This window comes from Sporanaerobacter sp. PP17-6a, assembly GCF_900095615.1.
GTDB lineage: Bacteria > Bacillota > Clostridia > Tissierellales > Acidilutibacteraceae > Acidilutibacter > Acidilutibacter cellobiosedens.
Genome location: NZ_FMIF01000013.1, coordinates 124,799 through 140,153, shown reverse-complemented (window position 1 = coordinate 140,153; position 15,355 = coordinate 124,799). Strand labels below are relative to the sequence as shown.

The following is a 15,355-nucleotide window of genomic DNA, read 5'->3' as shown; positions in this document are numbered from 1 at the left end:
TCTGTTCGTATAGATTTTTTATAACTCATTTTCTTGCTGCTTTTTTATTCAGCTCTTATTCCTCCTTTGCCTCCAATAACTCTTCGATTGATATTTTGAAATAATTTGCTACTTTTAACAATGTATCAGCTCGTGGAATTGATTTCCCCCATTTGCTAATGCTACCTGTTGAAATTCCTAAATCTTTTTCTAGCCGATAAATAGATATGTGATTTTTTTTACAAAGTTTTTTAATTTTCTGATACACAATTTCCACCTCACTTATAAAATAGACTTAATAGATTTAGAAAATATTCTATATAACTATTGACAAAGCACTGAAAATATTCTATTATATAAGCACCATACTTTATTAATCAAATATTTTCAGAAATATTTTTGCATGCTGATTATTTTCTGCGTCTACTTTTATTATACAGATTATTTTCTGCATGCCAATAGTTTTTGCAGAATTTTTTCAGCATTTTTGATTTTATTTTTAGGAGGTTAATTATGAATTTATTAGATCGCATAAAAGAGCTATGTCTCGAAAAAAAAATATCGCAGAGGAAATTAGAAAGTAATCTTGGATTGAGTAATGGAGCCACGTCTAAATGGGGAAAATCTTCTCCTAGTGCAGACGTGCTTGAGAAGGTTGCTGACTATTTTGGAGTGTCTACTGATTACTTGCTTGGCAAGATCCCGTTTAGAAATGAAGATGAAGCATATTATTCTATTAGCGTAGCTTCAATAAAATATCTAATGGCGAACGGAGATGAAATACCAGATAATTATGGAATTGATTCTGGGCTAATCTACCTATCTGATAAAAACATAAATAGAGATATATGGAATTATTGTTATAATTTATTAAATAAGTTTGAAAAAAAGCTTTCGCTTACTGATTTAGACCTGTTTGAATTATCAAATATTATTTTTTCGGAAATAAAATGGACAAAAGACTTTAGCGGACTTGTTTACTTAAAAAATTACAATGATGAAACAATAACTATAAAATTAAATTTTAACAAAGTTAATAAATTAAATGCAGATGATTTGAATTTAAAAGACAGTTTTTTATTAAAATCTATGGATATCAATGATAATTCTTTTTTAAGATACAATTCCGTACTTACTTCTTTTAAGTCCAAAGAAAAAAATAATATGAATAATAGGGTCGGCAAATCTGAAGCTCCGGCAACAATAGCTGCTCACTTACCAGAAGGTGAAGAACTTACAGAAGAAGAGCAAAAACAATTAAACGATTATATACAGTTCTTGTTATCAAAGAGAGAAAAGTAGTTAGCATAGCACAAAAGGAGGTTCTGTATATGGGGTATGAAGATTTGTTTGAGGAAGCTGAAAAGCAGGGGATAAGATTATTTGAAAACAATTTCATAGGCAAATTGAAAGGGTTATATACAGATAACACTATAACTATAAACGCAAGTATAGAAACAAATGCAGAGAAAAAATGTATTTTGGCCGAAGAATTGGGCCACTATTGTACAAGCTATGGCGATATATTAGATCAGTCGAATATTAAGAATAGAAAACAGGAAAAGCGAGCTCGAGGGTGGGCTTATCAACGGCTTGCTAGTATTAAAGATTTAATTAGGGCTTTTAAAAATGGTTGCCAGAATATGTACGAAATAGCGGAATATTTGGATGTTTCAGAGCCATTTTTAAAAGAAGCAATTGATTACTATTATGAAAAATACGGGTATTACGAAACAAACGATTACATAATTTATTTTAGCCCTTTAGAAATTATAAAAAAATAAATAAAAATTAAATTTTGGGATATAATTTTTTAACCAATTTTAAGAACATATGTTCTGCCAAAAATAAAGAAAGGAGAAATGAAATATGTCATATTCTAAAGTAAGTAAAAACAAATATCGTATTTTTATCTCTGATGGATTTAATCTTGACGGGAGTAGAAGAAGACCATCTACCACTGTTACAACTGATTTAAAAGGAAGAGATTTAAAGGAATTTTTGAAAAGAGCAGAGGTAGAATTTAGTGACACAGTTAGGAAACGAGAGCCTAAATTTGATAAACTTGCCAAAGGGACGTTTGAAGCGTATTCTATTTGGTGGATAGAAAAAAAAGAAATTTTTGATAAATTAGCACCAAAAACAAAGCATGAATATCAAAAATTACTTGATGCAAGAATACTACCATCTATCGGAAACAAAATATTGTCCAAAATTACAAACGGAGATATGTTAGATTTAATAGAAATAATAGAAAAATCCCAGGCGAAAACTAAATCCGGCAAACTTTCGAACAGTTCTATTAAGCATTATCATACCCTTTTAAAAGTTATGTTTAACGATGCGGTGAAATTTAAAATTTTAACAGAAAATCCAATGAATAATATAAGTGTAAAAACTCCTAAAATTCAATTAAAAGATAATTATTATGAATTAGACGATATAGATAAATTGTTAAAGTTATTGCCTAAAGCGCCGATAAAATATCAATTAATAACTCTTTTAGCTCTTACCACAGGTTTAAGGATAGGAGAAATAACCGGTTTACAATGGAGGCATATTAATTATTCAACAATAAAATTAAAGATAGAACAAGCTAATTCATATGTGGCTAAGACAGGCAGCTTTATAAAAACTCCTAAAAATGATACATCCGCAAGAGAAGTAGCTTTTCCAACCTTTTTACTACCACTATTTAAAAAATACGAACAAAATGAGTTAAATAAGAAAGAATTATCTGGTGATAAATGGTATTATGGAAAGGGCGGCAAACACGAAGACGATTTTGTATTTACGCAAAAGAATGGAAGATTTGTGAATGTAGAAGCCCCATCGATATGGTTTCATCAATTCATTAAAAGGCATGGATTAAGGCATATAACATTTCATGGTTTAAGGCATACCAACGCTACGATTCTAATTTCCAAAGGAATAGACATCGTGGACATATCAAAAGAATTAGGCCATGCAAAAACTTCAACTACTGAGGACTTTTATGCGCATGTTTTAAAATCAAGTGAAAGAAAAAAAGCGGATATATTCGATAATATCTGTACCAAAAATCAAAACGAAAGCCAGCAAAATAATCATAATGGCACAAAAAGTGGCACGATCGCGTCATATTTGAGGGTTGTTAAATGAAAACAAAAGCCTCACAATCGGATGATTACAAGACTTCTGAGTTGATACGCTAAAAAAATATAAGCTGCTACAAGAACAGCTTATATAAACTCAGACATTATTAATATTCATTGGCAAAAGCGGGAATACTCTCATAATGCTTAATATCTATGCCCGCTTCCTCCAAGGTTTTACCGTCTATTAACAACTCCACTTTTTCAATGTCATCAAATTGCTTTAAGGTAAGTCCAATATTCTTTGTAATACCATCGATTACAAATTGTTCTTTTAATGCATCTAATTTATCTGCAAAAACATCTACATAAGCTGTTCCATCTCTTACCTCCACACCTTGAAGTGTTAATCCATCCGGAATATCTGTATACAACCCTAATGTTTCGGAAGGAGAGCCCTCAAATAACTGCTCAATGGCGGTATAAATATTAGGTGTAGGTGCTAAAGTAGGTACAGTAACAGGTATGTAGTATTCATATTCTTGATTGTAGTTTTCCTTATAATATACTACAACTTTGGACCTGGCATTTTCCTCACCTTCTACAAGGTTAATGTCCTCTCTTTCCAAAGGTTCTCCTATTCCGATCCCATGTTTAAGAGAAGGCAGTATTTTCCCTCCAACTACTATTTGTACTTTTTTAATTGCAGGAAATTCTGTCAAAGTGTATACTATTCCTTTGACTAAATTTTCTTCACTTTTTTCAGTTTCGCAATTTAATAAGTTCTCCGTAAAATCCACCTTGCATATTCCCGTTTCTTCATCAATAGACATCCCCGTTATCTCTGTCCCTACAGGAATAATAGGCGTTAATCCTATAGGGCTTAATGTTTCTCTCAATGAAGGACTATCAATCATATTTCTCAGTGCTAATTTTGCTATGCCCTCTTCCCAAGGGATCTTTCTCATTAAGGGCACGAGAAGTCCTTCACTATTTTGAAAATACAAGACTGTTTTTCTTAGCCCTTCATCTTCTTCTGTCAATAAATTTTCTTCATCGCTTCTTATTATTTCTTCTTCTTCCTTAGAAAAAAGTTTTAAAAATCCATCTTTAAGACTGCAACCTGCTAAATTAATGCATAATACAAATATAATTGTTATTAATAAGGTTTTTTTAATCTTCATTCTCTGCCCCCCTTGCCATTTCTAATACATTATATTAGCTGGCAGAGAATACTATGATTATTTCTTTTTACTTCCTGCAAAATATCCTCCCATTATGGGAGTTATTGGATTCACGGTGATAAATGCTTCTTCATCATGCTCATGTAATATATTTTCAAGCACCTTTAAATCTTTTCTCTTTAAAACAATATGTAATACTTCTCTCATTCCTTCTTTACCGTATCCCTCTAATACGGTTACTCCAAACCCATTTTCCCTCAATGATTGAATTAAATCCGCATTATCTTCTCTTTTAAGTATTATCTGAGCAGTTAAATTTCCCAGTGCAATCTTACTTTCAATTAATATTCCCATATAATTTCCCGTAGCAAATCCTAAAGCATAAGCAATAAGATTTCTCGGGTCATTAAGTCCGTTTACCACCTTACTTAGAGCTGCCACATATACCATTACTTCAAAAAAACCTATGAAAGCTGCTTGAATTTTTCTTCCTTGAACTACCATCAGTGTTCTGACTGTAGCCATAGAAACGTCTGTTACTCTCGCCAAAAATATCAAAAGATATCCTATAAATACAGACATATAATTTCCCCAATCCTTTCAAAAGCGAAGGATTTACCTTCGCTTTTAGTTAATTATTCACTCAAAAAATTTTCTATGCCCTTAATTATCGCATCTACCATCTTATACTGATATTCTTCATCAGTCAACAATTTTTCATCTTCCGCATTCGACAAAAATCCTGTTTCTATAAGTATGGCGTCCATCTTGGTCTCTCTTGTGACTACAAGATTAGGTCTTTCAATTACTCCCTTATCTACTGCTCCAAGGTCTTTAATTAACTCTTCCTTCATTGCCTTTGCAAATTCATAGCTGTTTCTTCCCGCCCCTTTGGGAGCACTTGCAGGGCAATACAGCACCTGAATCCCTGAAATATCTTTATTATCATTATAATTACAATGGATACTTATAAACAAATCGGCATTGTTTCTATTGGCAATATCCGCTCTTTCATATAAATCAACAAAAACATCCGTATCCCTTGTCATAATGGTATTATAGCCTTTTTCCGTTAACTTTTCGTCTAACTTTGACGATATAGCTAAAGCCACATCTTTTTCTTTTACATCCTTTGGAACAGTTCCCGGATCCTTTCCTCCGTGTCCCGGGTCTATAACTATAAGTTTACTGTTAGGATTGGTTGAAACATTCTTTTTAAACTTTAAACTTATTACCTTAGATGTTGCAGCAGATAATACTTCATAAGAAATATCTCTCTGGAAGCTGATTTTTATATTTTTATATTCCTTATCTTCTGTTACCTGTATGCTGTCTACTATTCCATCTTTTGGTGAAATGGAACCATTCTCTAATTGAATGTCATCCTTTGGTATGGAAATAGTTATCTCTTTACTGTTTTCTTCGTATTTCACATCATATTTTGTACTCTTTAGCGCTTCTACACTAAAGGAACGTTCATTGCCTGTTCCCGTATAACTAATCTCATCCAATGCCTGCTTTTCCGGATAGATTATCATTTTATTACCGTCATTTTCTATTTTTACGTTAGGATCACTAATTCCTTCTTTTACATCTAAAACAACTCTTACAATTTTACTATTTTTATCATAAAGGCTGTCCGGTTCAAACTGAGATACTCTCACACCCTTTATGAACCCTAACTGATAATCGTAGCTGTATTTATTATCAGCTAAATGTGAATTGAGCAAGTCGACCACTATTCTCGTCGGATTCGTAAGCTTTATTATATTTGTTTTTGGAGTTCCGGTATTATAAATAACTATTCCGTCTTTTCCATTGACCTTCTCCATAGATACCTTAGTTACGTTGTTAAGCAAGGATACTTCTAAAGATTTTCCGTCACCGGACTTTATAACATTAAACCCTGATTCCTGGGACAGCTGAAGAACAATTCTTGTCACATCCGGATTAGTGGAAAATTGAGAAAAACTGATCTTATTAAGTACTCCGTTTTCCCATGTATAATCCTTTTTATCTTTCAATTCCAATTTGGAATTTGGGATATCTATCACTATTCTATAGGGATTTTGTAATATAGTGGTTTCATAACTCATCGAAGACGTACCTTTAATCGTTATCACAGGTGAAGAAATGTTTTCTGTGTTGACTGATATATCCGTAATTGAAGACCCCTGAGGTTTTACGCTTTGGCTATCAATTATTACGGTACTTTTTTGGTCATCCCAGCCTACCTTATATCCCAAATTTTCCGATACAAATCTCAAAGGTACCATAGTCCTTGAATCATTTACCAACATAGGAGGCGGATTATCACCGGAGAGAGTTCCTTTCTTCTCATCTATGTATATATCTCGGCTGTTAATTTTCAGCACTATTTTCTTTCCATTTAAGGTAATTGTAACCGTTTTGTTTTCCTGATTCCATTCTGTTTTCGCCCCAAGTCCGTCAGCTACAAATCTTATAGGAACTAAAGTTCTGTCATTATAGATAAAAGATGGAATATCCGAAACTATAGGTTGTCCATCCATAAGAACCGATACTTCCCTTACCTTCTGGTTTTTACCGCCGATATTTAATGTAACCATATTAATTTTATTTTCTCCATAGCTTACAGAAGATAATGCAAAAAACATTATAAGAACAAACAGGACAACTTTTAATTTCTTCATTACTAATTTCCCCTTTCTAAATCAGTCTATAATAGTTTCATAATTTATTTATATCATTTATCAACTTTGTATGTCAACGAAATGTAAGTTTTGTAATCATAATGTAACATTAACTTAATTTAGATAGGGCTTTATAAAGCTCATCACTTCCTGGTTCTGAAATATTTTCCTTTTTCCCCATTTTCTCGACAAATATTCCTTCCTCTATTATCTCCCCAATAACAGACAATTTAATTCCTTCTTTTATAAAATTCTCTTTTATCTCTTCAATATTGCCCGACGGTACTACTGCAAGCATACTCCCACTGGAAATAAGTCTGTAAGGATTTATATCGAAAGACTCGCAAATTCTTTTAGTAACTTCTTTAACAGGAATATTTTCCTTCCATATCTTTACTCCTTTTTCTATAACCTTGGAAGCTTCCCACACTGCTCCGTATACCCCTCCTTCAGTTATATCATGCATATAATTTGCTCCCAATTTTCCCAATATTACTCCTTCTTTAAGAACACTTAGTAAATTGTCCATATTCAAAGCATCTTCATATTCATCTATGGAAAGTTTCTCTTTCCATCTCTCTCCCATTTCCTTTACTATAATAGAAGTCCCTTCTATTCCTGCCCATTTAGTCATTATTATTTTATCTCCCACTTTAACTTTAGAAGGATCAATTATTTTATTTCTGTTCTGCTTTCCGATAACAGTAGCAGATAATACCATTCTGTTTACTGCGGCGGTTATTTCTGTATGGCCTCCTATTATTTCCACATTCAATTCACAAGCGGCTCTGCCTGCTTCTATCATTATATTTTCAATATCTTTCACAGTAGTGTTCGGAGGAGCCATAATAGTTAAAAGTACTCCCAACGGTTCACCTCCGCTTACTGCTATATCATTACATGATATATTTATAGCCAACTTACCTATATCCTTATCAGTTCCCGTAATAGGATCTGTTGAAATTATGCATAAATCTCTATTAAAGTCAATTATTGCATTGTCTTTTCCTACTCCGGCTCTCACAATAACTTCATCCCTTTTTTTCTTTATATTTGAAAATACTATCTTTTCAAGTACGTCATTCGGCAATTTCCCTATTTCCATTTATTATAAATCCTCCTCGTTCGTGTATTTATTAATTTTAATCTTTATTTTTATCATATCATTAAATTTATTTAAAAACCATTAAAACCTATAATCTGCCTAATAAATAAAGAGCCTATTATAATTAATACAAATATTGGATAAGATAACATTTAGCATTAAATAAGGGAGGTAGTATTTTTGATCATTGCATGTAACGAAAATTGCATATATCAAGAAGAAGGAGTATGTAAACTAAATTATGCTACTTTTTCCTCCGGAACCCCTCTCGGAACCTGCCCATATTTTAAGGAAAAGGAAAAAGGAGAAAAAAATAAAGACGGGATTTAAATCCCATCTTTATTTTTTTCTCCTTTTTTAATGTTCTATTAAATATGTCCACTTAAATTCAAGGTCAGCACCAACAGGGAATCTTATAACATCTTTAACATACGGTTTTGTTAAGAAGTTTCTTGCATTGTACCATATTGGGAATATCGGAAGTTCTTCGGCCAATATCTTTTCACCATCGAGCATTGCATCTATTCTTTCGTCGCCTTCGCCATTTACTGCCTTCTTAATATCCTCATCATATGCTGCATTCGACCAGAAAGCCGTATTGTTTCCTGAACCGGTTACCCAAAGGTCCATAAAGGTCAACGGATCGTTATAGTCTGCGCCCCAGCCTGCAAATGTCGTTGTATAATCTTTTCTGTCATACCTGTCAATTCTCAGTTTAAACGACACTGTTTCTATTTTAACATCAATTCCTAAATTCTGTTTCCACATGCTCTGAATTGCTGCCGCTTGTTTCTTAGCAGTATCGGACTCTCCCGTAAGGAATGTCGTATGTTCTTGGAACTGCTGAGCAGTGATTCCCAATTCCTTAAGACCTGTTTCAAAATATTCCTTTGCCTTTGCCGCATCAAATGTTGGGAAAGTATATTCTTTGTTATCCAACAATTCTTTTCTGTTTTCAGCAAATTCCTTTCCCCCTTTACCTGGAAGAAGTGTTGGGGTAAGTCCGTCAGCAAGTATGGAACCGTTAGCTAATACATTGTCAACAAAGGATTTTGCATCTATTGCCATACTAAGAGCTTTTCTGATATTTAAATTCTTTATATATTTGTCTTCACAGTTATATTGGATATACCAAGTAGTAGCTTCAGCAACAGATCCATATTCCGAACTGCCTTTGTATTTTTCAAGGAAATCTGAAGGAACTCCCGTTACATCAAGTTCATCAGTATCATAAAGATTTATAAAAGTATTGCTGTCTGTAATCATATCTCCTTTTATCTCCTGAAGCTTAACACTTTCTGCATCCCAATAGTTGTCGTTTTTCTTTAAATTCAGATTCTGCTCATGATTCCATTCGCTTACTACATATGGACCGCTGTAAACCATCTTATCGGCAGCCGAAGCATAAGTATCAGCAAAATTTGTAACAGCAGCGGATTGAGCCGGAATAAATGTGGTAAATGACGTCAAGCTCAAGAAGAAAGGCACTTTTCTTGTCAATTCAACTTGAAACGTCTTATCATCTACTGCTTTTATTCCTACCTGAGATCTATCTGTTATCTCTCCCGCAAAGAACTTGTCAGCATTTTTAATTCCTGCCGTATCGGTAAGCTGATAGGAATATTGAGCAGCTACTTCTGGGTCTATTGCTCTGAACCATGCGTCTTCAAAATCTTTAGCGGTTATCGGTGTTCCGTCGGACCATTTTGCATCTCTCAACTTGAAAGTCCAAATTTCTCCACCGGATTCCGTATCCTGTTTCTCATAGCTTTCAGCAAGACCTTTTCCGACTGTCCCATCGGGATTAAGTCTTACAAGACCTTCCATACATGCATTAAGAACTTCCATGGATACCTGATCTGTTGTAGTCTGAGGATCCAAATCTGGTGGCTCTTCGCCCCAGTTTATCCTTAAAATTTGTTCTGCCGCCAATTTTTCAGTTTTTTCTTCCTTTTTCTCTTCTTCATTTTCGCCATTGGTTGCAGGCTCTTCTGATTTACCGCAACCTGTTAATACTGCGGATAATACCATTACCACCACTAAAAGAAGCAGTAACCATTTGTGTTTTCTCATTGAAGCTTTCCCCCTTAAATATAATATATTTTGAATATTTTGATTCATCTGTCTTTAACTTAAATAATCACCCCCTAATATATACTTTATTATTTAACTTATTCGATATCTTTTAAAAAAATCCTTTTTATTTAAAAACATTTTGAACAATAATTTAAAATTATTAGAAAAATTAAACAACAGCATTCCACTAACAAAATTATAAATAAATTTTAATATTCTGTCAAGAAACAACTTTTAAAAAATACTATTTAATTTTCAAATTTGAATTTTAAATAGAAAAATAGAAAAAGTATGAATATTATATAATCTTTCAACAATAACATCACTTCCCACATATTTATTTATAATATGAAATCCATTTTGGAGCAAAAAAAGAGTGGGGCAAAGCCCCACTCTTTATTAATGTTCTAATATATATGTCCACTTAAATTCAAGGTCAGCACCAACAGGGAATCTTACAACATCTTTAACATACGGTTTTGTTAAGAAGTTTCTTGCATTATAATATAGAGGGAACATCGGAAGCTCTTCGGCCAATATCTTTTCACCATCGAGCATTGCGTCCATTCTTTCGTCGCCTTCACCGTTTACTGCCTTCTTAATATCCTCATCATATTTTGCATTTGACCAGAAAGCCGTATTGTTTCCTGAACCGGTTACCCAAAGGTCCATAAAGGTCAACGGATCGTTATAGTCTGCCATCCAGCCTGCAAATGTCGTTGTATAATCTTTTCTGTCATATCTGTCAATTCTTAGTTTAAATGAAACTGCTTCTATTTTAATATTGATTCCTAAATTCTGTTTCCACATGCTCTGAATCGCTGCTGCATATTTCTTAGCGACATCTGACTCGTCACTGAGGAATGTTACGTGTTTTTCAAATTCTGCTGATGTAATACCTAATTCTTTAAGACCTTTATCAAAGTATTCCTTTGCTTTTGCCTTATCAAATGTAGGATAAGTGTATTCTTTCTTATCTAACATTTCTTTTCTGTTCTCAGCAAATTCCTTTCCGCCTTTACCCGGAAGAAGAGTCGGGGTAAGTCCGTCGGCAAGTATAGAACCGTTAGCCAATACATTGTCAACAAAGGATTTTGCATCTATTGCAAAACTAAGACCTTTTCTGATATTTAAATTCTTTAAATATTCATCTTCGCAATTATATTGGATGTACCAAGTAGCAGCTTCGGCAGCAGATCCGAACTCAGGACTGTCTTTGTATTTTTCAAGAAAATCTCCCGGAACTCCTGTCACATCAAGTTCATCAGTATCATAAAGATTTATAAAAGTATTGCTGTCTGTAATCATATCTCCTTTTATCTCTTGGAGCTTAACAGTTTCAGCATCCCAATAGCTGTCGTTTTTCTTTAAATTCAAATTCTGTTCATGATTCCATTCGCTTATTACATACGGGCCGCTGTAAACCATCTTATCTGGAGCGGAAGCGTAAGTATCACCAAATTTTGTAACGGCTGCAGATTGAGCCGGAACAAATGTGGTAAATGATGTCAAGCTCAAGAAGAAAGGCACTTTTCTCGTCAATTCAACTTGAAACGTCTTATCATCTACTGCTTTTATTCCTACCTGAGATTTATCAGTTATCTCTCCTGCAAAATACTTGTCGGCATTTTTAATTCCTGCCGTATCAGTCAACTGATAGGAATATTGAGAAGCTACATCAGGACTTATTGCTCTGAACCATGCGTCTTCAAAATCCTTAGCGGTTATCGGCGTTCCGTCGGACCATTTTGCATCTCTCAACTTGAAAGTCCAAATTTCTCCACCGGATTCCGTATCCTGTTTCTCATAGCTTTCAGCAAGACCTTTTCCGACTGTCCCATCGGGATTAAGCCTTACAAGGCCTTCCATACATGCATTAAGAACTTCCATGGATACCTGGTCTGTCGTAGTCTGAGGATCCATATCTGGTGGTTCCGAACCCCAGTTTATCCTTAGAACTTGTTCTGCCGCTAATTTTTCTTCTGCATTCTCACCTTTTTCTTCTTTTTTCTCACTGTCTTTTGCCGGCGTTTCACTCTTGCCGCAGCCGGCTAATACTGTAGACAATGCCATTACCACTACTAAAAGAAGCAGAAGCCATTTGTGTTTTCTCATTTTAAAATTTTCCCCCTTAATATAATGAAATATTTAAATGTCCAGATTACTTTTTAATAAGTAATCTTATTTTTATAATACTACTTTTTTGTACAAATTACGAGAAATTTTATTTAATTATTTTAATTATTTAATTATTTAATTATTTAATTATTTAATATTATTTATCTTATTTACCATATGACAAGCCACAAAATGATCCGGTCTCAATTCTTTCAGCTGAGGTGCTTCTTTTTTACATATATCTTCAACAAATCTGCACCTCTCCTGAAATTTACAGCCTGGTAAAGGATTTACGGGGCTCGGTACTTCTCCCTCCAATATTATTCTTTTCTTTTTAGTTTCTATCTCAGGATCAGGTATCGGTACTGCCGAAAGTAGAGCCTGGGTATAAGGATGATACGGTCTTTCATATAATTCATGGCTTTCCGCAAGTTCCACTATTGCCCCCAGATACATTACGGCAATTCTGTCGGATATATGCTTAACCATACTCAAATCATGAGCTATGAATAAATAAGTCAGCCCTAAATTCGATTGGAGGTCTTCAAGAAGATTTACTACCTGAGCCTGAATTGATACGTCCAAAGCAGATATAGGCTCATCACACACTATAAATTCAGGCTCTATTGCCAAAGCTCTCGCCACTCCGATTCTCTGCCTCTGACCTCCGCTGAATTCATGAGGAAATCTGCTGGCATGTTCTCTGCTGAGTCCTACCAATTCCAAAAGTTCATATATCCTTTTTTGTCTTTCCTGACCGTGATACAACCCGTGAATATCTATCCCTTCTCCGATAATATCAGTAACAGTCATCCTCGGATTTAAAGATGCATAGGGATCCTGAAATATCATCTGAGCTTTTCTGGTAAAATTCTTTCTTTCATTTTTGTCGAGCTGAGCTACATTCATGCCTTCAAATATTACTTCTCCGTCTGTCGCCTGATATAATCCGATTATAGTTCTCCCTACAGTTGATTTCCCACAGCCCGACTCACCTACAAGTCCTAAAGTTTCTCCTTCCCGTATAAAAAAACTTATGCCGTCTACTGCTTTTAATGTGAGACCTCTTCCTACTGCAAAATATTTCTTTAAATCTCTCACTTCTATAAGAACTTTGTTATTATTAGTCATTCTTATACCGCACCTCCTTTAGCAAATTTGTCGTCAACCTTAGGAGCCCATTCATGCTGCAACCAGCAATGAGTATAGTGGCTTTCTGTCAAATTGGTTCTTACAGGGCCATAAGTTTTGCAAACCTTCATTGCATAATCACATCGTGGTGCAAAGGGACATCCCTTAGGAGGAGCGAATAGATCCGGAGGAGTTCCATATATCGGCACGAGCCTTCCCTTTGTCTCCATGTCAAGCCTCGGAACCGACTTCAATAGTCCCCAGGTATAAGGATGCTGAGGATGATGGAATATTTCCTCACTTGTTCCGCTTTCTATAATAACCCCTGCATACATAACGGCTATTCTATCCGCAACTTTGGCTACCACTCCCAGATCATGGGTAATCAATATTATCGCCGTATCAAGTTTTACCTGCAGATCCTTCATAAGTTCCATTATTTGTGCCTGTATAGTAACATCAAGAGCCGTAGTAGGTTCATCGGCTATTAAAAGCTTAGGATTGCAAGCCAAAGCTATAGCTATCATAGCACGCTGTCTCATTCCGCCGCTGAACTCATGAGGATATTGATTCGCTCTTTTTTCCGGATTTGGAAGCCCTACAAGTTTGAGCATTTCAATGGATCTGTTTTTTGCTTCATTTTTGGGCAATTTTTGATGTTTCATTAATCCTTCCATTATTTGTTTACCTATCCTCATGGTAGGGTTAAGTGAAGTCATAGGATCCTGAAATATCATACTTATATCCTTGCCTCTGACTTTTTCCATCTGTTTATCACTGTATTTAGATAAATCTTTACCTTCAAAAAATATATTCCCACCTTTAATCCTCCCCGGTGGCATAGGAATTAACTGCATAACGGTTTGGGCAGTAACAGATTTTCCGCAGCCTGATTCTCCTACAATGGCCAAAGTTTCTCCTCTGTTTACATGAAAGGTTACTCCTCTGACTGCTTGCACTTCACCTGCATAGGTATCAAAAGATACATACAAATCCTTTACATCTAATAAAAGTCTTTCTTTTTCTTTATTTTTTATATTTTCCATTTTTATATCCCCCTTACGTCCTTAACCTTGGATCAAGTGAATCTCTCAAACCATCTCCAAGTAAGTTAAATGCAAGCATGGTTATACATATTAATAGAGCCGGAAATGCCAACTGATAAGGATGGATCAGGAATAATCTTGCGCCTCTCTGAGCAAGAGTTCCCCAGCTTGCATACGGTTCCGGAAGACCTAACCCTATATAGGATAACATAGCCTCTGTAAATATGGCACCCGGTACTTGAAAGGTCAAATTAATTATTATTGGTCCCATTGTATTTGGAACTAAGTGCCTGGTTATTATTCTGGACGAATCTGCACCCAGCGTTTTGGCTGCAAGGACAAACTCCATCTGTTTTAACTGTAAAACCTGACCTCTTACTATTCTCGCCATGCCTCCCCATCCGGTTATGGATATGGCTATAATAATCGTTCCCAAACCTTGCCCCAATACAACCATAAGAAGTATTACCCATAACAGAGTAGGTATGGAATATATAATTTCAACAATACGCATCAGAATCATGTCAGTATATCCTCCTACATAGCCTGATATACCACCATAAAGTATTCCTATGGTTACATTAATAACCGTAGAAATCAAAGCTATGAATAAGGAAACCTTAGCACCTTCCCAACATCTTACAAATATATCCCTTCCTAATTCATCAGTTCCAAACCAATGAACACTGTTAGGTCCTTTATTTATAACGGTAAAATCCTGATAATCATATTCCCATGGTCTCATCTTAGGTCCTACAAAAGCCATAACCACAATAATAATCAACAGTATTAAACTAAAAATTGCCAATTTATTTTCTTTAAGTCTTCTCCATGCATCAGCCCAGTAGGTCAAACTTGGCCTGACTATCTTTTCATAATCTGCAGCATCTTTTCCCACTACTTCAAACATATCTTTGGAAAGATTCATTTTATCCGTTTTAGCTACATTATTTGTATCTGCCATCTTTTT

14 protein-coding genes are annotated in these 15,355 nt (G+C 34.7%); 4 read left to right on the top strand and 10 right to left on the bottom strand.

From position 1 onward, the window contains the following. Positions 1-55 precede the first annotated feature (55 nt). Positions 56-247: a helix-turn-helix domain-containing protein gene (locus PP176A_RS06925; RefSeq protein WP_234958862.1), complete on the bottom strand. Its 192-nt coding sequence runs from the start codon at positions 245-247 to the stop codon at positions 56-58. 245 nt (positions 248-492) lie between these two features. Here PP176A_RS06925 and PP176A_RS06920 point away from each other — a divergent pair, with 245 nt between their 5' ends. From PP176A_RS06920 to PP176A_RS06910, 3 genes are all read left to right on the top strand, one after another. Next, positions 493-1,281 carry a helix-turn-helix domain-containing protein gene (locus PP176A_RS06920; protein WP_071139731.1) on the top strand — a complete coding sequence of 263 codons (789 nt, stop codon included), beginning with the start codon at positions 493-495 and terminating at the stop codon, positions 1,279-1,281. A 29-nt stretch (positions 1,282-1,310) separates the two neighbouring features. Continuing rightward, entirely contained in the window at positions 1,311-1,763 is a 453-nt protein-coding gene (locus tag PP176A_RS06915; protein ID WP_071139730.1) for an ImmA/IrrE family metallo-endopeptidase, read from the top strand. Between the two features lie 85 nt (positions 1,764-1,848). Next, positions 1,849-3,120, top strand: a complete 1,272-nt coding sequence (locus PP176A_RS06910) for a tyrosine-type recombinase/integrase (protein ID WP_071139729.1) — start codon at positions 1,849-1,851, stop codon at positions 3,118-3,120. Positions 3,121-3,220: 100 nt separating this feature from the next. Here PP176A_RS06910 and PP176A_RS06905 read toward each other — a convergent pair whose 3' ends face one another. The 4 genes from PP176A_RS06905 to PP176A_RS06890 all read right to left on the bottom strand — a co-directional run bounded on the left by PP176A_RS06905 (position 3,221) and on the right by PP176A_RS06890 (position 8,014). Next, on the bottom strand, positions 3,221-4,237 hold the full coding sequence (locus tag PP176A_RS06905; protein ID WP_071139728.1) for a GerMN domain-containing protein: 1,017 nt from the start codon (positions 4,235-4,237) through the stop codon (positions 3,221-3,223). 57 nt (positions 4,238-4,294) lie between these two features. Further along, positions 4,295-4,819 carry a DUF2179 domain-containing protein gene (locus tag PP176A_RS06900; protein ID WP_071139727.1) on the bottom strand — a complete coding sequence of 175 codons (525 nt, stop codon included), beginning with the start codon at positions 4,817-4,819 and terminating at the stop codon, positions 4,295-4,297. Between the two features lie 53 nt (positions 4,820-4,872). Then, entirely contained in the window at positions 4,873-6,909 is a 2,037-nt protein-coding gene (locus tag PP176A_RS06895) for an N-acetylmuramoyl-L-alanine amidase family protein (RefSeq protein WP_071139726.1), read from the bottom strand. A 109-nt stretch (positions 6,910-7,018) separates the two neighbouring features. Continuing rightward, positions 7,019-8,014: an AIR synthase family protein gene (locus PP176A_RS06890; protein ID WP_071139725.1), complete on the bottom strand. Its 996-nt coding sequence runs from the start codon at positions 8,012-8,014 to the stop codon at positions 7,019-7,021. Between the two features lie 180 nt (positions 8,015-8,194). Here PP176A_RS06890 and PP176A_RS16050 point away from each other — a divergent pair, with 180 nt between their 5' ends. Beyond that, on the top strand, positions 8,195-8,344 hold the full coding sequence (locus PP176A_RS16050) for a hydroxymyristoyl-ACP dehydratase (RefSeq protein ID WP_143037658.1): 150 nt from the start codon (positions 8,195-8,197) through the stop codon (positions 8,342-8,344). 27 nt (positions 8,345-8,371) lie between these two features. Here PP176A_RS16050 and PP176A_RS06885 read toward each other — a convergent pair whose 3' ends face one another. The 5 genes from PP176A_RS06885 to PP176A_RS06865 form a co-directional block, all read right to left on the bottom strand. After that, positions 8,372-10,087, bottom strand: a complete 1,716-nt coding sequence (locus PP176A_RS06885; RefSeq protein WP_071139724.1) for a peptide ABC transporter substrate-binding protein — start codon at positions 10,085-10,087, stop codon at positions 8,372-8,374. Positions 10,088-10,489: 402 nt separating this feature from the next. Then, the gene (locus PP176A_RS06880; RefSeq protein WP_071139723.1) at positions 10,490-12,205 is read right to left on the bottom strand and encodes a peptide ABC transporter substrate-binding protein; all 1,716 of its coding nucleotides are present in this window, start codon (positions 12,203-12,205) and stop codon (positions 10,490-10,492) included. A gap of 150 nt (positions 12,206-12,355) precedes the next feature. Next, positions 12,356-13,339 (bottom strand): ABC transporter ATP-binding protein, encoded by a 984-nt coding sequence (locus PP176A_RS06875; protein WP_071139722.1) that lies wholly within the window; start codon positions 13,337-13,339, stop codon positions 12,356-12,358. A gap of 2 nt (positions 13,340-13,341) precedes the next feature. Continuing rightward, positions 13,342-14,385, bottom strand: a complete 1,044-nt coding sequence (locus tag PP176A_RS06870) for an ABC transporter ATP-binding protein (protein WP_071139721.1) — start codon at positions 14,383-14,385, stop codon at positions 13,342-13,344. Between the two features lie 13 nt (positions 14,386-14,398). Then, positions 14,399-15,349: an ABC transporter permease gene (locus tag PP176A_RS06865; protein WP_234958859.1), complete on the bottom strand. Its 951-nt coding sequence runs from the start codon at positions 15,347-15,349 to the stop codon at positions 14,399-14,401. Positions 15,350-15,355 lie beyond the last annotated feature (6 nt).

Excerpts from the sequence above, each read along its gene's own strand:
- PP176A_RS06920 (WP_071139731.1), top strand. The coding sequence starts at position 493 with ATGAATTTATTAGATCGCATAAAAGAGCTATGTCTCGAAAAAAAAATA.
- PP176A_RS06915 (WP_071139730.1), top strand. The coding sequence starts at position 1,311 with ATGGGGTATGAAGATTTGTTTGAGGAAGCTGAAAAGCAGGGGATAAGA.
- PP176A_RS06910 (WP_071139729.1), top strand. The coding sequence starts at position 1,849 with ATGTCATATTCTAAAGTAAGTAAAAACAAATATCGTATTTTTATCTCT.
- PP176A_RS06905 (WP_071139728.1), bottom strand. The coding sequence starts at position 4,237 with ATGAAGATTAAAAAAACCTTATTAATAACAATTATATTTGTATTATGC.
- PP176A_RS06900 (WP_071139727.1), bottom strand. The coding sequence starts at position 4,819 with ATGTCTGTATTTATAGGATATCTTTTGATATTTTTGGCGAGAGTAACA.
- PP176A_RS06895 (WP_071139726.1), bottom strand. The coding sequence starts at position 6,909 with ATGAAGAAATTAAAAGTTGTCCTGTTTGTTCTTATAATGTTTTTTGCA.
- PP176A_RS06890 (WP_071139725.1), bottom strand. The coding sequence starts at position 8,014 with ATGGAAATAGGGAAATTGCCGAATGACGTACTTGAAAAGATAGTATTT.
- PP176A_RS06885 (WP_071139724.1), bottom strand. The coding sequence starts at position 10,087 with ATGAGAAAACACAAATGGTTACTGCTTCTTTTAGTGGTGGTAATGGTA.
- PP176A_RS06880 (WP_071139723.1), bottom strand. The coding sequence starts at position 12,205 with ATGAGAAAACACAAATGGCTTCTGCTTCTTTTAGTAGTGGTAATGGCA.
- PP176A_RS06875 (WP_071139722.1), bottom strand. The coding sequence starts at position 13,339 with ATGACTAATAATAACAAAGTTCTTATAGAAGTGAGAGATTTAAAGAAA.
- PP176A_RS06870 (WP_071139721.1), bottom strand. The coding sequence starts at position 14,385 with ATGGAAAATATAAAAAATAAAGAAAAAGAAAGACTTTTATTAGATGTA.
- PP176A_RS06865 (WP_234958859.1), bottom strand. The coding sequence starts at position 15,349 with ATGGCAGATACAAATAATGTAGCTAAAACGGATAAAATGAATCTTTCC.